Annotated in this window: 22 protein-coding genes; 14 read left to right on the top strand and 8 right to left on the bottom strand. The window is 68.9% G+C overall.

All coding sequences use genetic code 11. The annotated features are described in order from the left end of the window. Nucleotides 1-16: 16 nt before the first annotated feature. Nucleotides 17-976: an esterase-like activity of phytase family protein gene (locus DI276_RS46315; RefSeq protein ID WP_112276185.1), complete on the bottom strand. Its 960-nt coding sequence runs from the start codon at nucleotides 974-976 to the stop codon at nucleotides 17-19. Between the two features lie 65 nt (nucleotides 977-1,041). Between DI276_RS46315 and DI276_RS46310 the strand changes: the two genes are divergently transcribed. Then, the gene (locus DI276_RS46310; RefSeq protein ID WP_232837382.1) at nucleotides 1,042-1,446 is read left to right on the top strand and encodes an SdpI family protein; all 405 of its coding nucleotides are present in this window, start codon (nucleotides 1,042-1,044) and stop codon (nucleotides 1,444-1,446) included. An 18-nt stretch (nucleotides 1,447-1,464) separates the two neighbouring features. Here the strand turns inward: DI276_RS46310 and DI276_RS46305 are convergent, their stop codons facing one another. Beyond that, a complete protein-coding gene (locus DI276_RS46305) occupies nucleotides 1,465-2,037 on the bottom strand; it encodes a YqgE/AlgH family protein (RefSeq protein ID WP_112276183.1) in 573 nt (190 codons plus the stop codon). Nucleotides 2,038-2,274: 237 nt separating this feature from the next. On the opposite strand from DI276_RS46305, the gene DI276_RS46300 reads away from it, so the two are divergent. After that, nucleotides 2,275-3,615: an MFS transporter gene (locus DI276_RS46300; RefSeq protein WP_232837381.1), complete on the top strand. Its 1,341-nt coding sequence runs from the start codon at nucleotides 2,275-2,277 to the stop codon at nucleotides 3,613-3,615. Here the strand turns inward: DI276_RS46300 and DI276_RS46295 are convergent. Together DI276_RS46295 and DI276_RS46290 are read right to left on the bottom strand one after the other, a co-directional pair. Beyond that, complete coding sequence (locus DI276_RS46295) at nucleotides 3,544-3,798, bottom strand: response regulator transcription factor (protein ID WP_157985373.1); 255 nt, start codon at nucleotides 3,796-3,798, stop codon at nucleotides 3,544-3,546. The genes DI276_RS46300 and DI276_RS46295 overlap by 72 nt on opposite strands. An 85-nt stretch (nucleotides 3,799-3,883) precedes the next feature. Further along, on the bottom strand, nucleotides 3,884-5,320 hold the full coding sequence (locus DI276_RS46290; protein ID WP_112276177.1) for a CCA tRNA nucleotidyltransferase: 1,437 nt from the start codon (nucleotides 5,318-5,320) through the stop codon (nucleotides 3,884-3,886). A gap of 42 nt (nucleotides 5,321-5,362) precedes the next feature. Between DI276_RS46290 and DI276_RS46285 the strand changes: the two genes are divergently transcribed. The 9 genes from DI276_RS46285 (at nucleotide 5,363) to DI276_RS46245 (ending at nucleotide 15,548) form a co-directional block, all read left to right on the top strand. Further along, nucleotides 5,363-5,881 carry an NUDIX hydrolase gene (locus DI276_RS46285; protein WP_112276175.1) on the top strand — a complete coding sequence of 173 codons (519 nt, stop codon included), beginning with the start codon at nucleotides 5,363-5,365 and terminating at the stop codon, nucleotides 5,879-5,881. Next, a complete protein-coding gene (locus tag DI276_RS46280; protein WP_157985372.1) occupies nucleotides 5,878-8,178 on the top strand; it encodes a DUF6049 family protein in 2,301 nt (766 codons plus the stop codon). The genes DI276_RS46285 and DI276_RS46280 overlap by 4 nt, the downstream gene beginning before the upstream one ends. After that, a complete protein-coding gene (gene murJ, locus DI276_RS46275; protein ID WP_232837380.1) occupies nucleotides 8,175-9,818 on the top strand; it encodes a murein biosynthesis integral membrane protein MurJ in 1,644 nt (547 codons plus the stop codon). The genes DI276_RS46280 and murJ overlap by 4 nt, the downstream gene beginning before the upstream one ends. A 37-nt stretch (nucleotides 9,819-9,855) precedes the next feature. Continuing rightward, entirely contained in the window at nucleotides 9,856-11,373 is a 1,518-nt protein-coding gene (locus tag DI276_RS46270; protein WP_112276171.1) for a protein kinase family protein, read from the top strand. A 43-nt stretch (nucleotides 11,374-11,416) separates the two neighbouring features. Further along, complete coding sequence (sigM, locus tag DI276_RS46265) at nucleotides 11,417-12,034, top strand: RNA polymerase sigma factor SigM (RefSeq protein WP_112276169.1); 618 nt, start codon at nucleotides 11,417-11,419, stop codon at nucleotides 12,032-12,034. Beyond that, on the top strand, nucleotides 12,031-12,774 hold the full coding sequence (locus DI276_RS46260) for a hypothetical protein (protein ID WP_232837379.1): 744 nt from the start codon (nucleotides 12,031-12,033) through the stop codon (nucleotides 12,772-12,774). Before sigM ends, DI276_RS46260 begins: the two co-directional genes overlap by 4 nt. Before the next feature lie 78 nt (nucleotides 12,775-12,852). Continuing rightward, nucleotides 12,853-13,833 (top strand): thioredoxin-disulfide reductase, encoded by a 981-nt coding sequence (gene trxB, locus DI276_RS46255; protein WP_112276167.1) that lies wholly within the window; start codon nucleotides 12,853-12,855, stop codon nucleotides 13,831-13,833. Nucleotides 13,834-13,860: 27 nt separating this feature from the next. Beyond that, nucleotides 13,861-14,190, top strand: a complete 330-nt coding sequence (trxA, locus tag DI276_RS46250; RefSeq protein ID WP_090101891.1) for a thioredoxin — start codon at nucleotides 13,861-13,863, stop codon at nucleotides 14,188-14,190. Between the two features lie 218 nt (nucleotides 14,191-14,408). Continuing rightward, nucleotides 14,409-15,548 carry an N-acetylmuramoyl-L-alanine amidase gene (locus tag DI276_RS46245; RefSeq protein WP_112276165.1) on the top strand — a complete coding sequence of 380 codons (1,140 nt, stop codon included), beginning with the start codon at nucleotides 14,409-14,411 and terminating at the stop codon, nucleotides 15,546-15,548. Between the two features lie 60 nt (nucleotides 15,549-15,608). Here DI276_RS46245 and DI276_RS46240 read toward each other — a convergent pair whose 3' ends face one another. Both DI276_RS46240 and DI276_RS46235 read right to left on the bottom strand, forming a co-directional pair. Next, nucleotides 15,609-16,781: an IS30 family transposase gene (locus tag DI276_RS46240; protein ID WP_408610646.1), complete on the bottom strand. Its 1,173-nt coding sequence runs from the start codon at nucleotides 16,779-16,781 to the stop codon at nucleotides 15,609-15,611. A gap of 115 nt (nucleotides 16,782-16,896) precedes the next feature. After that, nucleotides 16,897-17,526 (bottom strand): GNAT family N-acetyltransferase, encoded by a 630-nt coding sequence (locus DI276_RS46235; RefSeq protein ID WP_112276356.1) that lies wholly within the window; start codon nucleotides 17,524-17,526, stop codon nucleotides 16,897-16,899. A gap of 134 nt (nucleotides 17,527-17,660) precedes the next feature. On the opposite strand from DI276_RS46235, the gene DI276_RS46230 reads away from it, so the two are divergent. The 3 genes from DI276_RS46230 to DI276_RS46220 all read left to right on the top strand — a co-directional run bounded on the left by DI276_RS46230 (nucleotide 17,661) and on the right by DI276_RS46220 (nucleotide 20,396). Next, nucleotides 17,661-18,977 (top strand): aminotransferase-like domain-containing protein, encoded by a 1,317-nt coding sequence (locus DI276_RS46230; protein WP_112276161.1) that lies wholly within the window; start codon nucleotides 17,661-17,663, stop codon nucleotides 18,975-18,977. 16 nt (nucleotides 18,978-18,993) lie between these two features. After that, nucleotides 18,994-19,938 carry a D-alanine--D-alanine ligase family protein gene (locus DI276_RS46225; RefSeq protein WP_112276159.1) on the top strand — a complete coding sequence of 315 codons (945 nt, stop codon included), beginning with the start codon at nucleotides 18,994-18,996 and terminating at the stop codon, nucleotides 19,936-19,938. 128 nt (nucleotides 19,939-20,066) lie between these two features. Further along, on the top strand, nucleotides 20,067-20,396 hold the full coding sequence (locus DI276_RS46220; RefSeq protein ID WP_157985371.1) for a hypothetical protein: 330 nt from the start codon (nucleotides 20,067-20,069) through the stop codon (nucleotides 20,394-20,396). Nucleotides 20,397-20,481: 85 nt separating this feature from the next. Here the strand turns inward: DI276_RS46220 and DI276_RS46215 are convergent, their stop codons facing one another. After that, nucleotides 20,482-21,444: a ParB/RepB/Spo0J family partition protein gene (locus DI276_RS46215; RefSeq protein WP_112276155.1), complete on the bottom strand. Its 963-nt coding sequence runs from the start codon at nucleotides 21,442-21,444 to the stop codon at nucleotides 20,482-20,484. Further along, nucleotides 21,441-22,316 (bottom strand): ParA family protein, encoded by an 876-nt coding sequence (locus DI276_RS46210; RefSeq protein ID WP_112276153.1) that lies wholly within the window; start codon nucleotides 22,314-22,316, stop codon nucleotides 21,441-21,443. The genes DI276_RS46215 and DI276_RS46210 overlap by 4 nt, the downstream gene beginning before the upstream one ends. Nucleotides 22,317-22,390: the final 74 nt, after the last annotated feature.

The raw sequence follows: 22,390 nt of genomic DNA, 5'->3' as shown, positions 1-22,390 counted from the left end.
CATGTCGTCAACGGTATCAGCGCACCGCAAGCGCGATGAACTGGGTGACCTGGGCCGCGTTGAAGTTGTCGTCCGAGACCAGCCACAACGTGCCGTCCGGGCCCCAGGCCATGCCTTCGAGGTTGTCCGGCCTCACGAACTGACCGATGTCGGCGAGCAGGCGCTTCCGGTTCTGCAACGGGCGGTACTCGAACAACCGGACCTTCTGGCCGACTGTCGGGCTGAACGACCGCTCCAGCACGAGGTAGACACCGGGCGCCTTCTCCACGATCGCCGTGACGCCCGTGCTCGCGTCGGGAGCGTGCAGCGGTTCCTGCTGATAGCGGTACTGGGCGACGACCTGGCCCGCGCGCGTCTGAACGACGACTCGGGAGACCGCGCCCGTGGTCGTGGTGGCCGGCGGGCCGTCCTGCAACAGCGGGCCTTCCACCGCGGTGACGACGAGGCTGCCGCCGAGCGCGAACGTGAGGCCCTCCAGCGCCTGGTTCTGCCGGGGCCCGCTGTCCGGCTTCATCTTGAGGTCTTCCGGTGTGGGCAGCCCGCGCTTGAACGTGCCGTCCGTGCGGCTGAACTGCACCGATGGGTCGATGAGCGTGGTGGGCGTGCGGTCGCCCTCCTGGCTCCACAGCAGGTCACCGGTCCAGCGATCCACCCGGATGTCCTCCGGGTCGACCGTGCCCGGCGGGTACGGGCCGTTGGGACCGACGAGAGAGTGCACGTCGGTGAACTCGACGCCCGTGCGTGAGAGCTTGCCCTCGTAGAACCGGGGCGCCACGCGGTCGTCGCTGATCAGGACCCACTTCTTCGAGCGCTGGTCGTAGTCGAGGCCGGAGATGCCACCGACCGTCGTACCGCCCACGACCAGGCCTTTCGGCACGACGTGTGCGGCGAGGAACCGGACTTCGGGGTTGTGTGCCTGTGCGGGAGTCGCGCACAGACCGAGCAGCACTGGGACGAGCAGGAGTCGTCTGAGCATGGCGCACAGCACACCTGACCGGGGTGACCGCTCGGTGAACTGCAGCTGGCACCTACCCTCATGGGGTGAACATCGTGCTGTCGGTCGTCCTGGGTGTGCTCGGCGTCGCTCTCGGCGCCGTCGGTCTGCTGGGTCTGCAGGGCAAGCTGCGGCGCAACCGCTTCGTCGGCGTGCGCACGGCGGCGGCACTGCGCGACGAGGAGACGTTCGCGCTGGCCAACCGCGTCGCCGGGGTGCCGAACGTCGCGGCCGGTGTCGTCGCGATCGTCTCGGGCGCGATGGCGTTCGTCATGGCCGACCTGGCCGTCACCGCTGGGATCATCGGACTGGTGGGCGCACTCGCGATCGCCTTCGCCGGCGGGATCGTGGGCAGCCGGGCGGCGGCGCTGGTGCCGGAGCCGGTCAAGCCCAAGGGCTGCGGCGGCTGCGCCTGCGGTGGTGGCGGTTGCTCGCCGCTCGCCGGTCTGTAACCAGACGTTTCACGTGAATCAGTTGAGCCGGACGTCGGTCGGGTAGGTCGACAGCAGCGCCAGCGGCATGCCCTGCCGGCGCAGCACCCGTCCCCACAGATCGACGTTCGCGCCGACGAGCACGTCGTCGGCCAGTCCGGTCACGACGATCCAGTCACCGCGCTCGATCTCGCCGGCGAGCTGGCCCTCGCCCCAGCCGGCGTACCCCGCGAACACCCGCAGGCCGCGCACCAGCGGCATCAGGTCGTCCGGTTCGGCGTCGAGGTCGATCAGCGCGACCGGCCCCTGCACACCGACCAGACCCTCCACGGTGGACGGATCGGTGCCCGCCTTCAGAGCCGCCAGGCACAGCGCCGTCTTCTGCTCGACCGGACCGCCGATGTAGATGCACTGCGGCTTCGTCACGTGCGGGCCCCACGGCGGCAGCACGTCGTGCACCGCCACCTCGGAGGGGCGGTTCAGGACTACGCCGAGAGTCCCCTCTGGACGTTGGTCGATGATGTAGACGACGGTGCGCTTGAAGTTCGGGTCGTTCAGGCTCGGGGCGGCAACCAACAGGGAGCCTGGCTCGACCTCGGCATCGGGACGCACGTCACCATGAAATCATCCGTGATCGCCGGAACAACTCAGGGCCGCGCCCCGTTAGACTCAGGTGTCGGATGTCTTTGTGTCCCCCGGGCTCAACAGACAACCGCCTTCGCGGAATACCGTACGGCTGGAGCCGCGTAGTGCACCGCGCCGTGAGGCGACCTGGCATCCGATCCAGGGGAGCCGGACCGAGAGGTCCGGCTTTCGTGGTTTTCACCCGAACACGCATAGAGTGCAACGGTGACAACGCTTGCGGTGGAGAAGCACCACTGGGGATCACGCCGGTTCCTCGGCATCCCCGCATACCGCAGGCTCCTCGCCACCCGGCTCGCCTCGCAGTGGGGTGACGGTCTCTTCCAGGCCGGGCTCGCCGGCGCGGTGCTCTTCAACCCCGAGCGGCAGGCCGATCCCGCGGCCATCGCGGCCGGGTTCGCCGTGCTCCTGCTGCCGTACTCGCTCGTCGGACCGTTCGCGGGCGCGCTGCTCGACCGGTGGGACCGCAAGAAGGTCATCATCGTCGCGAACGTCTTCCGCGCGGCGTTCGTGCTGTTCACCGCACTTGCCGTCGGGGCAGGGCTGAGCGGGTTGCCGCTCTACGTCTCCGCCCTCGTCGTCATGGGCATCGGCCGGTTCATAGGTTCCGGACTGAGTGCGTCCCTTCCGCACGTCGTCGACGAGGACCACCTGGTCGAGGCGAACGCGCTGGCCACGACCGCGGGTGCGATCACCGCGGTGATCGGCGCGGCGTGTGCGATCGGGTTCCGCACGTTCCTCGGCGCTGGTGACGGCGGGTCGGGGTGGACCACCAGCATCGCCGTGGTGGGCATGCTGACCAGCGCGTTCATCGCCAGCAGGTTCAAGGCCGGGATTCTGGGCCCGGACGAGGTCGACGAGCCGCCCAACGCGTTCAAGGCCGTCGCACGAGGTCTGGTGGACGGCGCGAAGGCCACCTGGCACACGCCCAACGTCGCGGCCGGGCTGGCCGCACTGCTCGCGCACCGGGCCGCGTTCGGCATCGGCCTCATGGTCACGCTGCTGCTGATGCGCTACAGCCTGGAGGACGTCGGCTTCCTGAAGGCGGGCATCGGCGGGCTCGGCGAGGTCGCCGTGGCCGGCGGCGCGGGCATCCTGCTCGCCGGCGTGCTCACCGACCGGATCGTGGACAGGTTCGGCGTCAAGAAGACGATCTGCGGCTCGTTGCTGCTCACGGCCGCCGCCCAGATCGGGCTCGGGCTGCCGATGACGCTGGTGACGATCCTCGCGGCCAGCTTCGTGATCATCTTCGCCGGTCAGGTCGTCAAGCTGTGCGTGGACACCGCGGTGCAGCACGACGTCGGCGACGAGGTGCGCGGCAGGGTCTTCGCCCTCTACGACACCCTCTTCAACATCGCGCAGGTCACCGCGGTGTCCATCACGGCGACGGTGGTCCCCCTGGACGGACGTTCGCCCGCCCTCATCCTCACCGCCGCCTGCCTCTACCTGGTCGGACTGGGCGCGTACCTGCTGCTGCTAGCGCGGAAACGGCAGGTGCAGCATCCCGGCCTCGTGCGCGAAGACGACGGCGGCCACCCGATCGGGTAGATCCAGGCGCCGCAGGATCTCGGCCACCTCGTCCGCCACCCGCCGCTGCCCGATGTCGAGCACGCGCGCGATCTCGTGGTCGGCGTGACCACGCGCGAGACAGCGCAGCACCGCTCGTTGGTCGCCGGTCAGCACTTGCAGGTCGTGCACCGCCGGACCTGCGGAAAGTCCCCAAGTGAACATCTGCATCACCCCCATGAGCACTACCCATGGTGCAGTGTGGCGCTGTCAGTTCGCTAACGCGGGGATTTCATGCGCTCACTATGCGTCACGCATTTGGCGGAGTGATGCCCTGTTCGCGCGCCCAGTCGAGCAACGCCGCCTCGGCTTCGTCGCGGTCCAGTGGTCCCCGGTCGAGCCGCAGCTCCTTGAGGAACTTCCAGGCCGCGCCCACCTGCGGACCCGGCGGCAACCCGAGCAGCTTCATGATCTCGTTGCCGTCGAGGTCCGGCCGCACGCGCGCGAGGTCCTCTTCGGCCGCGATGCGCGCGATGCGTTCCTCGAGAGAGTCGTAGGTCCGCTTGAGCAGGTTCGCCTTGCGCTTGTTGCGGGTCGTGCAGTCGGCGCGAACGAGCTTGTGCAACCGCGTCAGCAGGTCGCCCGCGTCCGTCACGTACCGGCGCACGGCCGAGTCGGTCCACTCGCCGTTGCCGTAGCCGTGGAACCTCAAGTGCAGGTAGACGAGCTTGGCGACGTCCTCGGTGATCTCCTTCGAGTACCGCAACGCCCGCAAGCGCTTGCGGACCATCTTCGCGCCCACGACCTCGTGGTGGTGGAACGAGACGCCGCCGCCCGGCTCGAACTTCCTGGTCGCCGGCTTGCCGATGTCGTGCAGGAGTGCCGCGATCCGCAACACCAGATCGGGTGATTGATCAACTTCTTCAAGATCAATTGCCTGTTCCAGCACAACCAGCGAGTGGTGGAAGACGTCCTTGTGTTGATGGTGCTCGTCGATTTCCAGCTTCATGGCCGTGAGCTCTGGCAACACGATGTCGGCCAGCCCGGTCTCGACCATGAGCTCGATGCCGCGGCGCGGGTGCGTGCCGCACAGGAGCTTCGAGAGCTCGACCTGCACGCGCTCCGGCGTGATGCGGGCGATTTCGCCTGCCATCGACCGCATCGCCTCGATCACCCGCGGCGCGGCGGTGAAGCCCAGCTGGGAGACGAACCTGGCCGCGCGCAGCATCCGCAACGGGTCGTCGCCGAACGACTCCTGCGGGGTCGCCGGCGTGTCCAGCACACCGTCGCGGGCCGCCTGCAGGCCTCCGGTCGGGTCCACGAACTCGCGGGCCGCGACGTCGAACGCCATGGCGTTGACCGTGAAGTCGCGGCGGACCAGGTCGCCGTCGATGGTGTCGCCGAAGGTCACCTCGGGGTTGCGGGTGACGCCGTCGTAGACGTCCGCGCGGAAGGTCGTGATCTCGAGGATCTCGCCCTTCTTCGAGGCACCCACCGTGCCGAACGCGATGCCGGTGTCCCACTGGGCGTCGGCCCAGCCGGTCAGCAGCTTCTGGATCTCCGCAGGTCGCGCGTCCGTGGTGAAGTCGAAGTCGTTCGTCGGGCGTTCCAGCACGGCGTCGCGCACACTGCCACCGACGAGGTAGAGGCGCTTGCCCTCGGCGGCGAACCGGGCGGCGAGCTCGGCGACGACTGGAGTGACGGTGGGTTGTTCCACCACCGCATTCTGCTGGAGCGATCGAGACACGAGAAACCAGCGTACTTAAGGTTCGTAAGTACGATCGGCCGTATGCCCGCGTCAGCCGCACGATCCGGAGGAGGCCCCAAGCCGGGGCGCCGGAAGAGGCGGCGGGGCAGGAGGCTGAAGACCGTCGACGAGACGTCCGCGGGTGGCCTGGTGCTCGACGGTGAGCAACGGGCTGCGGTGATCGGCAGACTTGACCGGCGCGGCCGGTTGCTGTGGTCTTTGCCGAAAGGTCACATCGAGGCCGGCGAGACCGCGGAACAGACCGCGGTGCGCGAGGTCGCCGAGGAGACCGGTATTCATAGCAGGGTGCTGCGTCCGTTGGGGTCGATCGACTACTGGTTCGTCGCAGACGACCGCCGGGTGCACAAGACGGTTCACCACTTCCTCCTCGAAGCGCTGGGGGGAGAGCTTTCCGACGAAGACGTGGAGGTCACCGAGGTGGCGTGGGTGCCACTCGGCGAGCTGGACGAGCGACTCGCGTATGCCGATGAGCGCCGTCTGGTCCGCCGAGCAGCCGAACTGCTCGCCGACCGCTGCCGGAACGGGGCGGAGTCGGCGTGAGCGTGAGGAAGCTCGTCTGCACAGCAGCTGCTGCCGCGTTCCTGCTGGCCGTCACGCCGCCCGCGGGCGCCGTTGAGCAGGTCCAACCGGAGAACGACGCGGCGCTGCCGTTCATGCCGCCCGCCACCCAGGTGTGGGCGACCAGATCTCTCTCCGCCCAGCCAGGCCAGCAACAGCAGCAGTTCCTGCGGCTCGACATCGACCAGCTCACGCCCCGGTTCGTGACGAGCGACTCGCCGGGGACAGTCAAGATCACCGGCAAGATCGTGAACGTCGGTGACCGCAAGGTGTCCGACATCGTGCTGCGCCTGGAACGCGGCCAGCCGCTCGACACCGAGGACGACCTGCGCAAGGCGTTGCGGGAACCGGCGGCCGCCGAGTTCATCCAGCCGAACTTCACCAAGGTCGCGGACGAGCTGGAGTCCGGCCAGCAGAAGGACTTCACGCTCGAGGTGCCGTTGCGCGGCAAAGCGCCCACCTCGCTCGCGATCGAACAGCCCGGCATCTACCCGGTCCTCGCCAACATCAACGGCCGGCCGGACTACGGCGGCCAGGCGCGGCTCGCGGCCCTCTCGACGCTGCTGCCCGTGCTGGGCGTGCCCGGCGGCGAGACCAAGGGCAAGCCGGGTGCTCCTGCCAAGCTCACCGTCCTGTGGCCCATCGCGGACCGGCCGCGCCTGGTCAGGGCCGGCGGCGAGGGCCAGTCCGAGCTGGTCGACGACGACCTCGTGGCGTCGCTCTCGGCCACCGGACGCCTGTACGGCCTGCTGCAGGCCTACGAGCAGGCCATCTCGTCCATGAGCACCTCCATGTGCGCCGCCATCGACCCCGATCTGCTGCGCACGGTCCAGGCGATGAGCACGGGCTACAAGGTCCGCGGTGGCGCCGAGGGCAAGGGCCAGGCCGAGGCGAAGTTGTGGCTCGACCGCCTGAAGCTCGCCGTCACGGGCCGCTGCGTGGTCGCGCTGCCGTACGCCGACGCCGACCTCGTGGCGCTGAACAGGGCGAAGCTCGGCAACATGCGCTCGCTCGCGCTGACCGACGGCCCGAAGCTCATCCAGCAGATCCTCGGCGTGCAGCCGTTGCCGGACTTCGTCTGGCCGGAGGACGGCGTGCTCGACCAGCCGACGTTCGACGAGCTCGTCACCCCGCAGCCCGAGCAGAAGTACCAGGGCATGAAGTCGGTCCTGCTCGACCCGACGGGTCTGTCCGACGCGCCGGGCACCGGTCCGGTCGGCATCGCCGGCCAGCACCCGGTGACCGCGGTGAAGATCGACTCGATGGTGTCGGACGCGCTGCAGGGCAGTGGCTCCCGGACGCGCACGCTCTCCGGGGTCACGACGCCGGTCGAGAACCAGCCGGTGTCCGTGCAGAACGCGCTGTCCGTGCTGGTGTTCCGCGCCGGCTGGCAGGGTGACGGCCGGAACGTGCTGGTCACGCCGCCGCGCCGGTGGAACGCGCCGCTCTCGGAGATGACCGAGTTCCTGGGCGCCGCGCAGAAGCTGCTCGCCAGTGGTTACGCCTCCCAGACCGGTCTGGAGGAGCTGACCAAGGCCGTGCCGTCGGTGACGACCGCCAAGATCGCCTACCCGCCGGAGGCCGGCGCACGGGAGATCTCCGCCACCATCTCCGACTCGGTGACCAGGCAGAGCGCCGAGCTCGCCGGCCTGGTCGCGGCCATGCAGCAGGAGGACACCGAGCACGCCGCACCCGGCGACCTCGCCGGCCCGCTGTGGCTCGGCTTGCTGCGCGCGATGTCCGGCGCGTGGCGGTCGGACGAGGAGGGGGCGCGGTCCGCCGCGCTCACCAGCCAGGGCGAGATCGACTCGCTGACCGGCATGGTCGGCGTCACCCAGCCCGCGAGCCCGATCCTGCTCGGCTCCGGCGACAGCCCCATCCCGGTCACGATCACGAACAAGCTCGACGTCCGCGTCACCGTGCGGATCGTGCTGGCCGACACCCCGGGCATCCGCAAGCTCGACCTCGCTGACCAGGTGCTTCCCGCCCGCGGCGAGCGGGTCGTGCGGGTGCCGGTCGAGGTGCTGCGGTCCGGCAGGTTCCCGGTCAACGTCCGGCTGACCACTCCCGAGGGCGTCGCTCTCGGTGACACTGTCAAGCTGGAGGTGTCTTCGTCCGCGTACGGCACCATCACGGTGATCGTCACCGTGATCGCCGGGATCGCGCTCGTCCTGCTCTCCGGACGACGCATCTACAAGCGGGTCCGTGCTCGCAACGGCGAGAACGGCGGCGACGCACCGTCCATCGAGAACGTCACACCGGAGAAGTCGAGCGCGTGAGCGAGACAGCCACGACCACCGAACCAGAAACGCCCCAGCAGCAGGGCCCTTCGGTAGCCAGGGCCAGCGGCTCGATGGCCATCGCGACCATCGTCAGCCGCGTCACCGGCCTGCTCTCCAAGGTGTTGCTGATCGCGGTCATCGGCGGCGAGCTCCTGAACACCTCGTACCAGGCCGCCACCACGCTGCCCACGATGATCAACGAGCTGCTCCTCGGCGGCATCCTGACCAGCGTGGCGATCCCGCTGCTGGTCCGCGCCGAGAAGGAGGACGGCGACGGCGGTGAGTCGTACGCCCAGTGGCTGATCAGCATGGGCACGGTGATCCTCGGTGTCGGCACGGTCCTGGCCGTGGCGTGCGCGCCGCTGCTGACCGACGCCTTCATCGCGGACTCCGACCAAGCCAACCCGGAACTGGTCACGGCGTTCGCGTACCTCGTGCTGCCGGGCATCGTCTTCTACGGCCTGACCGCGCTGCTCAGCGCTGTGCTGAACGCCCGGCACGTGTTCGGCGTGCCCACCTGGGCCCCTGTGCTCAACAACGTCGTGGTGATCGTGGTGCTGGGCGTCTACGCGATGCTGCCCGGTGAGATCACGCTCAACCCCGTCCGGATGACCGACGTCCACATCCTGGTGCTCGGCCTCGGCACGGCGCTCGGTGTGGCCGTGCAGGCGATGGTGCTGTTCCCCGCGCTCAGGAAGACCGGTTTCCGGTTCAAGTGGCGCTTCGGCTGGGACTCGCGGTTGTCGGAGTTCGGAGGCCTGGCGTTCTGGGTGCTGCTCTACGTCGCACTCGGCTTCGTCAGCATGATGCTCCTCACGAACGTCGCCACGCACTCGGACACCGCGCTGGTGGCGTTCAACTACCAGTGGCTGATCGCCCAGGTGCCGTACGGCGTGCTCGGGGTCTCGCTGCTCACCGCACTGATGCCGAAGATGAGCCGGGCGGCCGCGCACGGCGACAACGACCAGATCGTCCGCGACCTGCTGTTCGGCAACCGCATGTCGACGATCCTGCTGATGCCGTTCAGCGCGCTGATGACGGTCTCCGGCGTGGCCATCGGTCTCGCCGCCTTCGCGTTCGGCGAGGCGGGAGTGGAGTCCGGTACCCGGATCGGTCTCGCGCTCTCGCTCTCGGCGTTCGGCCTCGTGCCGTACGCCGTCACGCTGCTGCAGCTGCGCGTCTTCTACGCGATGAAGGACGCCCGCACGCCGACGTTGATCCAGGCGCTGATCGTGGCGGTTCGCGTCGCGTTGCTGTACCTGTTCCTCGCGGTGTCGGAGCCGGAGCAGCTCGCCGTCGGTGTCTCGCTCGCGATGTCGCTGAGCTTCGTGTTCGGCGCGATCGTCGGTCAGGTCTGGCTGCGGATCCGGCTCGGTCGGCTGCGCACCGGCTTCACCATCTGGACGGTCTGTCTCACCGTGGTCGCGTCCTCGCTGGCGTTCGCGGCGGCCAAGGCGGTGAACTGGCTGGTCCAGAGCGCGATCGGGTTGTCGGACCCGCAACTGGCCGCCTGGCTCGAGGTCATCGTGGTGACGTTGGTCGGTCTGCCGCTCGCGTTCGGCCTTTTGGCGGCGTTCCGGGTACCCGAGATGAAGCCGGCCATCGACAAGATCAACCGTTTGGTGCGGCGGCGGTGACCCCTGGCGGTGAGCGTCGTCCCGTACCCTCGTGCCCGTGAGTAGCGGAGTTCACGCCGCCCTTGTCCCCGGCGGCGTCATCGGCAACGGCCGCTACCGCCTGCTCGCGAAATCCGGTGCGGACGCCAGATCGAACGCCGAGCTCTGGCGCGCGCGGGACGGTCAGCTCAACCGGGACGTGGCGCTGACCGTGCTGCTGGGCGACCTGGCCGACAACGAGGCCGCCGCTCGGGCCCGCCGCACGGTCGAACGCGCCATGCACGCCGCGTCGTTCACGCACCCCGGTGTCTCCAGGGTCATCGACGTGCTCACGCCCGGCACCGGCATCCGGCCGGACGAGGGCATCCTCGGCATGGTCGTCGCCGAGTGGACCCAGGGCACCGACCTGATGGACCTCATCGCGGAGGGCCCGCTGCCGGCGGGCGCCGCGACCCGCCTGCTCGAACCGCTCGGCGCCGCCATCGAGGGCGCGCACCACGCCGGTCTCGTGCTGGGCGCCGACCACCCGCAGCGCATCCGGGTCACCTCGGACGGCCGCCTGCGCCTCGCGTTCCCCGGTCCGCGGCCGGACGCGATCGCGCGCGACGACGTCAAGGGGCTCGGCGCGATCCTGTACCTGCTGCTCACCGGCCGGTGGGCGCTGCCGGGCGGTCCCGGCGGCGTGCCGGTGGCCCCGACCGGGCCGGACGGGTCCGTCGTGGCCCCGAACGCGTTGCACCCGTACCTGCCGCACGAGCTGTCGTCCGTCGCGGTGCGGTCGCTGGAAGACACGTCCGTCGGCGGTATCCGCACGTCCGCGGCGATTCTGCAGGTGCTCAACCAGATCGCGGCCGACGAGGCCGAGACGTCGCTGATCCAGGCCGTGACGCCGCGGGAAGACGACGACGAGCAGGTCGTGTGGACGACGCAGCGGCCGCGCCAGGACAAGCAGCAGAAGAAGAAGCTGTGGATCAGCGTCGGCGTGCTCGCCCTGGCCACGGTGACCGTGATCGTGTGGCTGAGCGTGCAGATCGTCGGGTTCTTCAGCGACGAACCGTCCAAGGGCGGCGGCCCGACCGTGGTGATCAACCAGCCGAACTCGAACGGGCAGACCGCGCCGGCGCCCACACCGGCCGGACCGGTGCAGCCCGGCCGGATCGGCGTCTACGACGTGACGAACCAGCCCGACAACGCGAACCAGGCGAGCCGCGCGGTCGACAACAACGCGAACACGTTCTGGCGGTCCGACAACTACTTCCAGCAGTTCCCGGCCCTGAAGCCCGGCATCGGCCTGATGGCGTCGTTCGCCGAGCCGGTGCGGCTGGCCTCGGTCACCATCACCTCGCCGAGCAAGGGCACGCACGTCGAGATCAGGGTGGCGTCCGCGCTGGACTCCCCGCTGGAGGAGACCAAGGTCATCGGGATCGCGGACCTGTCCGACGGGCAGACGCAGATCCAGCTGAACGAGCACGAACCGACCGGTCACGTGCTGATCTGGATCACGCAGCTGACGAACGCCGGTGGCGGCAAGAACCAGTCGGAGATCCGCGAGATCCTCTACACCCGCGCGCAGTAGCCCTGTTCGGATGATCTGTGATCGTCCTCGCTAAAGTGCTGGCGTGACCGCCGCAGCCAGCTCGGACGCCGATCTCATCTCGGCCCACGCCGCAGGTGACCCCTACGCGTTCTCGGAGCTGGTGAAACGGCACCGCGACCGGATGTGGGCCGTGGCGTTGCGCACGCTGCGCGACCCGGAGGAGGCCGCCGACGCGCTGCAGGAGGCGTTCATCTCCGCCTTCCGCGCGGCCTCGTCGTTTCGCGCTGAGTCACAGGTCACCACCTGGCTTCACCGGATCGTGGTGAACGCGTGCCTCGACCGGATGCGACGGCGACAAACAAGACCGACAGTGCCGCTGCCAGAGGCCGGTCCCGGCGAGCCCGTCGCGCCCCGTGACGCGATGAGCGACCGCGAGACCAGCCTCATGGTGCAGGAAGCGCTGATGGAACTGCCGGAGGAGCAGCGGGCGCCGATCGTGCTCGTCGACGTCGAGGGTTACTCGGTCGCCGAAACGGCGCAGATGCTCGGCATTGCGGAGGGCACGGTCAAGAGCCGGTGTGCGCGAGGTCGCGCCAAGCTCGCCAAAGTTCTCGGGCACCTCAGGAACCGAATCGCAGATGCGAACGTCCCAGCTGACGGTGTGAATGTGCAAGAGCAACGTCAGTGGGAGGGCCGATGACCGGCATGGAGCGCGTGCCGATGGGTCCGCCGTGGTCGATTGACCTCATCGCGGATCTGCACGCGGGCGTGCTGCCCCCTGAGGTCGCCGCACAGCTGCGTCCGCGGGTCGAGGCGGACCCCGAAGCCAGGGAGATCCTCCAGGCCCTGGACGCCACGCTGGAGGACCTGCAGGCGTTGCCGCCGATCCCGATGCCCGACCACGTGGCGGCACGGATCGACGCCGCGCTCGCCGCCGAGGCCCGGCCGTCCGCCCCGGTCGTGTCGCTGGACGAGGCCCGCAAGCGCCGCAACCGCAGGCTCGGCCTCGGTGGCGCCGGCGTGCTGGTCGCGGCCGCCGCGGCGTTCGGTGTCGTGCTGGCCGTGTCGCCGGGCACCACGCCGAGCTCGAACGACGCTCAACCGGCACCGACAACGTCGTCCTCCAAGCCGAACGCCGCCCCGCCGCTCGCGGTGAAGGAGTCCGAACTCGGCTCTGCGGTCGGTGACGTGCTGAAAGCGCAGAACTTCGGCCCGCTGGAGACCCCGGACCGCCTCGCGGGCTGTCTCAAGGGCGGCGGGATCACGAGCTCGGGCAACCCGCTCGGCATCAGCCCGATCACCCTCGACGGCAAGGAAGCCGTCATGGCGATCCTGCCGAGCGGTCTCGCGCAGTACCGGCTGGTCGTGCTGGACCCGAAGACCTGCGGACCGGACAAGCCGGAAGGCGTCCTCGCGGACACCACCATCAAGCAGAGGTAGTCGCTCAAGTCACGGAATTAGCTGCACCTACGATCCGTTGAGCCAGTCAGACGACGAGATCGAGGAGTTGCTGGGGCCGTGAGCGTGCGCAACGTGATCATCATCGGATCGGGGCCTGCGGGCTACACCGCGGCGGTCTACGCCGCCCGCGCGCAGCTCGAGCCCCTGGTCTTCGAGGGTTCGCAGTACGGCGGCGCCCTCATGACGACGACTGAGGTCGAGAACTACCCCGGCTTCCGCGACGGCATCATGGGCCCCGAGCTCATGGAGCAGATGCGCGAGCAGGCGCAGCGCTTCGGCGCCGAGCTGCGGGCGGAGGACGTCGAGTCCGTCGAGCTGACCGGTGAGATCAAGAAGGTCGTCGCCAACGGCGTCGAGTACCAGGCCAAGGCCGTCATCCTCGCCATGGGTGCCGCTGCCCGGTACCTGAACATCCCCGGCGAGCAGGAGCTGCTCGGCCGCGGTGTGTCGGCCTGTGCCACCTGCGACGGCTTCTTCTTCCGCGACCACGACATCGCGGTCGTCGGTGGCGGTGACACGGCGATGGAGGAGGCGACGTTCCTCACCCGCTTCGCCAAGTCGGTCACGGTCATCCACCGCCGCGAGGAGTTCCGCGCCTCCAAGGTCATGCTCGAGCGCGCCCGCGCCAACGAGAAGATCAAGTGGCAGCTGAACACGCAGGTCACCGACGTGCTGGGTGACGGCACGGTGTCCTCGATCAAGGTCAAGGACACAGTCACCGGCGCGGAGTCCGAGCTGCCCGTCACCGGCTTCTTCCTGGCGATCGGCCACGACCCGCGCTCTGGCCTGGTCAAGGGCCAGGTCGACCTCGACGAGGAGGGCTACGTCCTGACCAAGGGCAGGACCTCCTACACGAACTTGGACGGCGTGTTCGCGGCAGGCGACCTCGTCGACCACGAATACCGCCAGGCCATCACCGCCGCCGGCTCCGGTTGCAGTGCTGCGATCGACGCGGAACGGTGGCTCGCCGAGCACGGCGAGGAGCACGCCGAGATCGCCGCCGAGGCGGTCGGTGGCGGCTACGGCAAGAGCATCTGAAGTTTTTCTGCGAGTTAGGGAGAGAACATGGCAGGCGCCACCGTCACGGTGACCGACAAGTCGTTCGCGGACGACGTGCTGACCAGCGAGAAGCCCGTGCTGGTCGACTTCTGGGCGACCTGGTGCGGCCCGTGCAAGATGGTTGCGCCGGTGCTGGAGGAGATCGCGGCCGAGCACGGCGAGAAGCTCACCGTCGCCAAGGTCGACATCGACGCGAACCCGTCGATCGCCCGCGACTACCAGATCATGTCCGTGCCGACGCTGATCCTCTTCCAGGGCGGCCGCCCGGTGAAGCAGATCGTCGGCGCGAAGCCCAAGGCGGCCCTGCTCAACGACCTGCAGGACGTCCTGGCCTGAGCTGAAAGTTGCATCGGCTGAACAAAGTCGAGGCAACGCGCAACGTGACCCGCCCGTCTATCGATAAGACGGGCGGGTCACGCTTGTCAGGTGCCGGGAACGTGATCTCGGTGCGACTGTGAGTAGCCCTGCATCGATCACTCTGCGGAGCAGGGCACAATAAGGGCTTCCCAACTGACGCGCCGACCAAGTTCGGCGCCCTAGTCGAGCGAGGGTGCATGCAGCTGCTCCGCCGCGGGGACGTCGGAAGTGATGTTGCCGAGATCCGGTCGACCCTGACCAGGCTCGGACTGCTTCCGCCGGCCGACCCCCAGGCGCCGCCGGTGTTCGACCAGCAGGTCGAGCACGCCGTGCGAGCGTTCCAGCAGCAGCGGGGGCTGATCATCGACGGCATCGTCGGCCCGGCGACCTACCGCGCGCTGCGCGACGCGACGTTCTCACTCGGCGACCGGCCGCTCGCATACCTGATGTCGCAGCCGACCACCGGCGACGACGTGCTGATGCTGCAGGAACGCCTGCTGGAGCTGGGCTACGACGCAGGCCGGGCGAACGGCGTGTTCGGCCAGCAGACGGAGCAGGCGCTGAAGAACTTCCAGCGCGACTACGGCCTGATCGTGGACGGCATGTGCGGTCCGGACACCGTGCGCGCGCTGCGGCAGCTCCAGCCGAAGGTCCGCGGTGGCCGTCCGGTGCTGCTGCGCGAGCAGGAGCGCGTCCGCAACGCCGGCTCCCGACTGTCCGGCAAGCGGATCGTCATCGACCCCGGTCACGGCGGTCAGGACCGCGGTGTGGTCGTGGACGGCGTGTCCGAGGCCGACCTGATGCTGGACCTGGCCAGGCGCCTCGAGGGCAAGATGGCCGCCACCGGCATGGAGGCGCTGCTCACGCGTGGCCCGGCGAACTGCCCGGACGAGGCGGAGCGCGCCAGGTTCGCGAACGAGGCAGGCGCCGATCTGATCCTGTCGTTGCACACCGACGGCAACTCCTCGCCGAACGCCCAGGGCGTGGCGACTTTCCACTACGGCACCGGCAACGGCACGTCGTCGACCGTGGGTGAAGCGCTGGCCGGGTTCATCCAGCGCGAGGTCGCCGCCCGCACGTCGATGCAGAACTGCGGATCACACCCGAAGACGTGGGATCTGCTGCGGCTCACCCGCTGCACGGCCGTCCGCGTCGAGGTGGGCTACCTGACGAACGCGGAGGACCGCGCGCGGCTGGCGACGCCCGGATTCCGCGACATCGTGGCCGAGGGCATCCTCGTCGCCGTGAAGCGCCTCTACCTGCTCGGCAAGGACGACCAGCCGACGGGCACGTTCACGTTCAACGACCTGCTGCGCTACGAGATGTCGAAGAGCTGACCACACGAAAAGGGCCCCCTCCACGTGGAGGCGAATTCGAGGGGTCGTTGCAACACGTGATCAACTGGCTTCGGCCAGGAGTTTAGTCAAGCGCTCGGCTGGGGTGTCCCAGCCGAGCGTTTTGCGTGGGCGGCGGTTGAGCTGTGCCGCGACGGCGGTGAGTTCGTCGGCGCTGTGGACGGACAGGTCGCTGCCTTTGGGAAAGTATTGGCGTAGCAGGCCGTTGGTGTTCTCGTTGGAGCCGCGTTGCCAGGGGCTGTGCGGGTCGCAGAAGTAGACGGGCATGCCGGTGGCGATGCTGAACTCGTGGTGGCGGCCCATTTCCGAGCCTTGGTCCCAGGTCAGCGACTGCCGCAGAAGTTCGGGCAGGGTGCCGATCGTGCGGATGAGGCCGTCGCGGACGGTCTCGGCGTCGTGGCGTGCGGGCAGGTGGACCAGCAACACGAACCGGGTAGCCCGCTCGACCAGCGTGCCGATCGCCGAGGTGCCACCACCGCCGATGATCAGGTCGCCTTCCCAGTGGCCTGGGACGGCGCGGTCCTCGGCTTCGGCGGGCCGTTCGCTGATCATGATCATCGGGTGGGTGAATCGGGGCCGGCGCTGGTCTGGTGCGCGGTGAGGCTTGCGGACGGTGCGGCCGGTGCGCAGGGCGCGGGCCAGTTCGCGGCGTAGTTCGCCGCGACCTTGCAGGTAGAGGGTCTGGTAGATCGTTTCGTGGGTCACGTGCAGCTCCGGCCGGTCGGGGTGATCACGGCGCAGCCGGCGGCTGATCTGCTCGGGGCTGAACCGGTCGTCCAGCATGCCCTGCACCAGACCTCGTAGTCCGGGACAGGCGGTGATCTTGCGGAGCTTGGGCCGCGGGCGCCTGGCCGCGGCGAGGTCGTGGGCCGCGTGTGGCCGGTAGTCACCCGAGCCGGGATGGGCGTTGTTCTTGATCTCCCGGCTGATCGTGGACGGGCTGCGGCCCAGCTCGGCCGCGACCGACCGCTGTGAGCGGCCCGCCCGCAGCCCGTCGGCGATCACGATCCGCTCATCGATGGTCAGCAACCGGTCCGAGGACGGCGCAGGCCGGGCGGGAGGCAGAGTCGCCTTCCGCCCGGCCTTGGCCTGGCTTGGTCTTCCGTATCGCCACCGGTGCCCGGTCCGCCGGTGGATCCCGACGATCCGGCACGCCTGCGCGGTGCCCACACCCTTCGCCACAAGATCAAGATATTGCTGGCGTTCCGCCACCAACTTCTTACGTCCCTGCGGCGACCGGTCCCCACGGATCCCGAACACTGCAACCCCTGAACAACTCAGGTGTTGCAACGATCCCTAGAACCCAAGGGAGGGGGCCTTTTTCGTGTGGTCAGACGGGACGGAAGCTGGGTTCCGCGGTCGAGACGGTGACGCTGTTGAGGAGGCGTTCGAGGGCGGCCTCGACGTCTTCCTTCCAGGTGATGGCGCTGCGCAGCTCCAGGCGCAACCGGGGCCAGCGCGGGTGCGGCCGCACGGTCTTGAAGCCGACGCTCGTCAGGAACTCAGCGGGCGTGACGCAGCTGCCTTCTTCGTCCGGGCGCATGTCGCCGAACGCCTCGACGGCCTTCACGCCACGACGCGTCAGATCCTTCGCCACGGCCTGTACGAGCACGCGCGCGAGTCCTCCCCCTCGGAACTCCGGCAGGACCTCCAGCGACGTCATGAGGACCGCGTCCGGGCTCACCGGGGAGGTGGGGAAGGCGGCACTGCGCGGAACAGCGGCCGGTGGTGCGTAAAAGACCGAACCGGCCGGAATGCCGTCGCAGTAGATGATCCGGCCACACGAGCCCCACTCGAGCAGGACGCTGGAGACCCAGGCTTCCTTCTCGAACTCGGTGTCACCGTATTCCTCGGCCTGTTCACGCAGGTGAGGGGCAAGTTCCCAAAAAACGCACGTACGGCTGTGCTTGGAGAGATGCTCCAGGTTGTCCAGCGTGACGCCCACAACGCGTCGCGACACCCCGACCTCCACCCCTAAACACGCACAGTAGACCCGTACGAGGGTAGGCGAATGTGACGGAACCGGGAAGGCACGTGCCCTGAACGGGACGACGGTTACACTCGCTCGGGACGTTTCCCATTCAGGAGTCCCACATGACGATGCCCGGACAGCCCGCTAAGCAGGGCCCCAGAAGCCTCGACCCACACCTCCGCCGCTACGCAGCGCGCACGGCAGGGATGACGGCATCGGAGATCCGGGCACTTTTCGCAGTCGCGTCGCGTCCTGAGGTGGTCTCGCTGGCCGGCGGGATGCCGCACCTGGCCGCGCTGCCGCTGGAGTCGCTGTCGGCCGAGATCGGTGATCTCGTCGCCACGGAAGGCCTGGTGGCCCTGCAGTACGGCTCGGCGCACGGTGTTCCGTTGCTGCGCGAGCAGATCTGCGACGTGATGGCGCTGGAGGGCATCAACGGCCACCCGGACGACGTGGTGGTGACCGTCGGCTCGCAGATGGGCCTCGACATGGTCACCCGGATCTTCTGCGACCCCGGTGACGTGGTGATCGCCGAGGGACCGTCGTACGTCGGCGCGTTGGGCTCGTTCACCGCGTATCAGGCGCACGTGGTCCACGTGGCGATGGACGCCGACGGGCTCGTGCCGTCGTTGCTGCGAGAGGCTCTCGAGGCCTGCAAACGTGCTGGTCAGCGGGTCAAGTTCCTCTACACGATCCCGAACTTCCACAACCCGGCCGGCGTGACGCTGGCGGTGTCGCGGCGGGCCGAGATCCTGGAGATCTGCCGTTCGTACGGCGTGCTCGTCGTGGAGGACAACCCGTACGGGCTGCTCGGGTTCGACGGCCAGACGTACCCGGCGCTGCGGTCGATGGACCCGGACAACGTCGTGTACCTCGGGTCGTTCTCGAAGACGTTCGCCGCCGGTCTGCGGGTCGGCTGGGTGCTGGCGCCGCACGCGGTGCGCGAGAAGCTGGTGCTGGCGGCCGAGTCGGCCACGCTGTGCCCGCCGACGCTGAACCAGATGATCGTGTCGCGGTACCTCTCGACCCAGGACTGGAAGGGTCAGATCAAGACGTACCGCGAGGCGTACCGGGAACGCCGGGACGCGGCGGTGTCCGCTCTCGAGCAGCACATGCCGCAAGGTTCCACGTGGAACATCCCCGATGGCGGCTTCTACGTCTGGGTGACGGTGCCCGAGGGCATCGACACGAAGGCGATGCTGCCCCGCGCCGTGACGGCCCGCGTGGCGTACGCGTCCGGCACCGGGTTCTACGCGGACGGCTTCGGCTCCCGCCAGCTGCGGATCTCGTACTGCTACCCGACCCCGGAGCGCATCCGTGAGGGCGTCCGCCGCCTGGCGAACGTCATCGAGGAAGAGATGCAGCTGCACGCGACGTTCGGGGCGACGTCAGGCCGTCAGCTGTCCGGCCCGCAGACCCCGTCGCCCGACACCGCCTGATCCTTGGAGTTTTGCTGTGGCTGACCGAATGGTCGCTGTGCTGTCCGGTGGGCTCTCCCACGAACGCGAGGTCTCGATCCGCTCCGGTCGCCGGCTGTCGGCTGCCCTGCGGTCGGTGGGCGTGACGGTGGAGGAGTGGGACGCCGACTCGTCGTTGCTGACGCGTCTTCGTACCTCACGTCCGGACGCTGTCGTCGTCGCTCTGCACGGCGGCGAGGGTGAGAACGGCTCGGTGCAGGCGATCCTGGAGATGCTCGGCGTGCCGTACGTCGGCACCGACTCGCGCGCGTGCCGACGTGCGTGGGACAAGCCGACCGCGAAGGCTGAGCTGGCTCGTGCCGGGCTGACGACGCCGGAGTGGGTCGTCCTGCCGCACGCGACGTTCCGGGAGCTGGGTGCTCAGCCCGTGCTGGACGCGATGGTCTCGACGCTCGGGCTGCCGTTGATGCTCAAGCCGGACCAGGGTGGCTCGGCGCTCGGTGCTCAGGTCGTCCGGGACGCCGCCGAGCTGCCGGCCGCGATGGTCGGGTGCCTGGCGTACGGCGACACCGTGCTGGCCGAGCAGTTCATCTCCGGCGTCGAGGTCGCGGTGACCGTCGTCGACGGCCCGGACGGCCCGACCGCGTTGCCCGCCGTCGAGATCGTTCCGGAGACCGGGGTGTACGACTACACCGCTCGGTACACCGCGGGGCTGACCGACTTCCACGCGCCGGCTCGGCTGGAGGCCGCGTCGGCCAAGGCGGTGGGGGAGCTCGCGGTCGCGGCGCACCGGTTGCTCGGGCTGCGGGACGTCTCGCGGACCGACGCGGTGGTGGCCGAGGACGGGACCGTCTACTTCCTCGAAGTGAACGTGTCGCCGGGACTGACCGAGACGTCGCTGCTGCCGATGGCCGTCGAGGCGGCGGGGCAGTCGTTGGGCGAGATCTACGCCGGTTTGATCGAGCGCGCTGTCGCTCGTTGAGTTTCCGGTCTGAGCGCGGTGCCGAGCTTCTCGGTGCCGCGCTCTTCGTTTGTGCTGAAAATGCTTGGGCCGGTACGCGGCTGGGCGCCATGCTGTCCTCGAAGAGGGACTGATCTAGGGGGACCAGTTTGCGCACGCCCATGATCGTCGCCGCGGTGGCGGCGACTTTTTTCATCGCCACGCCGGCGTTCGCGGCCGAGGAGATCGAGTGCTCGGCCGGAAGTGCCGCAGTGAAGATCCACTGGACCGACGGGTCCGGCGCTCAGCAGACCAACTGCTACGGCGGCGTCGGCACGCTCGGCGTCAATCTCCCGCGCTCGTCGAGTGTCGAGGCGGGCGGCAACACCGGCTGGGTCGAGGTCGTGGATCCGGTCGGCACGGCCACCCGGCGCGTCTTCAGGCCCGGTGACGTCATCGCTACCGACTTTCAGACGCTCACGAAGATCTACGTCGGCTGACTGAAATAGGTGACGCCCCGTAGCCAGCTCGGCTGCGGGGCGTCATCGTCACCGTGACATAAGACCCGTGGGTGATCCTATGGGCCTACTCCGATGTCCGAATTGTCGCTTCTGGGCTCATCAGTCCGATGATCCGTTCAAGATCGTCAACTGACCCGAATTCGACGACGATCCGGCCCTTTCGCTGCCCGAGTTCGACCTTCACGCGGGTGTCGAAGTTGTCGGAGAGGCGCTCGGCGAGCTCCTGCAGACCGGGCGCGTGCATCTGCTTGCGCGGGGCGGCCTTCTCCTTCTTCGGCTTCTCGTTCTTGGCGAGCGTCACCGCTTCCTCGGTCGCGCGGACCGACATGCCCTCCGCGACGATCTTGGCAGCCAGGTCCTCCTGCATGCCGGCGTCGTCGAGACCGAGCAACGCCCTGGCGTGACCCGCGCTGAGCACGCCTGCCGCGACCCGCCGCTGCACGGGGAGGGGGAGCTTGAGGAGGCGGATCGTGTTCGTGACGACCGGGCGGCTGCGGCCGATGCGGTCCGCGAGCTGCTCGTGCGTGACACCGAACTCTTCAAGCAGCTGCTGGTACGCCGCCGCCTCTTCGAGCGGGTTCAGCTGGACGCGGTGGATGTTCTCCAACAACGCGTCGCGCAGCATCACGTCGTCGGCGGTCTGCCGCACGATCGCTGGGATCGTCTTGAGCCCGGCCTGCTGCGTGGCCCGCCACCGGCGCTCGCCCATGACGAGCTCGTAGGTCTCGTTTCCGAGCTCCCGGACCACGATCGGCTGCATGAGCCCGAACTCCTTGATGGAGAACGACAGCTCGTCGATCGCGTCCTGGTCGAACACCTGGCGCGGCTGCTTCGGGTTGGTCTTGATCGCGGTGACCGCGACCTCGCGGTAGACCGCACCCGCCACCTCGCCGACCGGCTGGGCCTTCGCCGCCGCCCCGTTGCCGGCCGCGGCGGGCCGGATGGTGCTGGGCGCACCGGGCGGAGGACCCTGCGGGATCAACGCGGCCAGGCCGCGCCCGAGTCCGCCCTTGCGCTGCTCCGTCATGCGCCCTCCTCCTTGGCCCCGCGGATCGCGATCTCCTTGGCGGCGTCGAGGTAGCTCATCGACCCCCGCGAGCCGGGGTCGTACGTCAACACCGTCTGGCCGAATCCTGGTGCCTCGGAGACCTTCACGCTGCGCGGAATGACGGTCTTCAGCACCGTGTCGCCGAAGTGGCCGCGCACCTCGCTGGTCACCTGGTCGGCGAGCTTGGTCCGGCCGTCGTACATCGTGAGGAGGATCGTGGAGATGCCGAGGTCCGGGTTGAGGTGCTGCTGCACGAGCTCGATGTTGCGCAGCAGCTGGCTCAGTCCCTCCAGCGCGTAGTACTCGCACTGGATCGGGATGAGCACCTCCTGGGCCGCGACCATCGCGTTGACGGTCAGCAGGCCGAGGCTCGGCGGGCAGTCGATGAAGACGTAGTCGGGCTGCAGCGCGTCGAGCGCCTCCGGGCTCAGCGCTTCCTTGAGCCGCGACTCACGGGCGACCATCGAGACGAGCTCGATCTCGGCGCCGGCGAGGTCGATGGTGGCCGGGACGCAGTAGAGGTTCGGGGACGTCGGACTGACCTGAGCCGCCTCGGCGATGGAGATCTCGCCGATGAGCACCTCGTAGACGCTCGGCGTGCCGCTGCGGTGCTCGACCGCGAGCGCCGTGCTGGCGTTGCCCTGCGGGTCGAGGTCGATCACGAGCGTCTTGAGCCCGTGGATGGCGAGAGCTGCGGCGAGGTTGACCGTGCTCGTCGTCTTGCCGACGCCACCCTTCTGGTTGGCGACGGTGATGACCCGCCGGTGCGTAGGTCGGGGGAGCATTGACTCGTCGGGGTGCAGCACGCTTGCCGCACGAGCCGCCTCTTCTGCAATCGGGGTCCACACCACGGCGCTGTCATCTCCGTTGTTGGTCGGCTTTGCTTTGGGTTTGGGGGACTCGGTTTCACGTGGAACATCGGCTG

The organism is Lentzea terrae (assembly GCF_003265345.1).
In the GTDB taxonomy this organism is placed as follows: Bacteria; Actinomycetota; Actinomycetes; order Mycobacteriales; family Pseudonocardiaceae; genus Lentzea; species Lentzea terrae.
The sequence above is the reverse complement of the archived record's forward strand: the minus strand, read 5'-3'. Positions and strand labels throughout refer to the sequence as shown.

Coding starts and splice junctions, on each gene's coding strand:
- trxA (WP_090101891.1), top strand. CDS start 13,861: ATGGCAGGCGCCACCGTCACGGTGACCGACAAGTCGTTCGCGGACGAC.
- DI276_RS46295 (WP_157985373.1), bottom strand. CDS start 3,798: ATGTTCACTTGGGGACTTTCCGCAGGTCCGGCGGTGCACGACCTGCAA.
- DI276_RS46215 (WP_112276155.1), bottom strand. CDS start 21,444: ATGACGGAGCAGCGCAAGGGCGGACTCGGGCGCGGCCTGGCCGCGTTG.
- DI276_RS46285 (WP_112276175.1), top strand. CDS start 5,363: ATGCCCGCGTCAGCCGCACGATCCGGAGGAGGCCCCAAGCCGGGGCGC.
- DI276_RS46245 (WP_112276165.1), top strand. CDS start 14,409: ATGCAGCTGCTCCGCCGCGGGGACGTCGGAAGTGATGTTGCCGAGATC.
- DI276_RS46315 (WP_112276185.1), bottom strand. CDS start 976: ATGCTCAGACGACTCCTGCTCGTCCCAGTGCTGCTCGGTCTGTGCGCG.
- DI276_RS46230 (WP_112276161.1), top strand. CDS start 17,661: ATGACGATGCCCGGACAGCCCGCTAAGCAGGGCCCCAGAAGCCTCGAC.
- DI276_RS46260 (WP_232837379.1), top strand. CDS start 12,031: ATGACCGGCATGGAGCGCGTGCCGATGGGTCCGCCGTGGTCGATTGAC.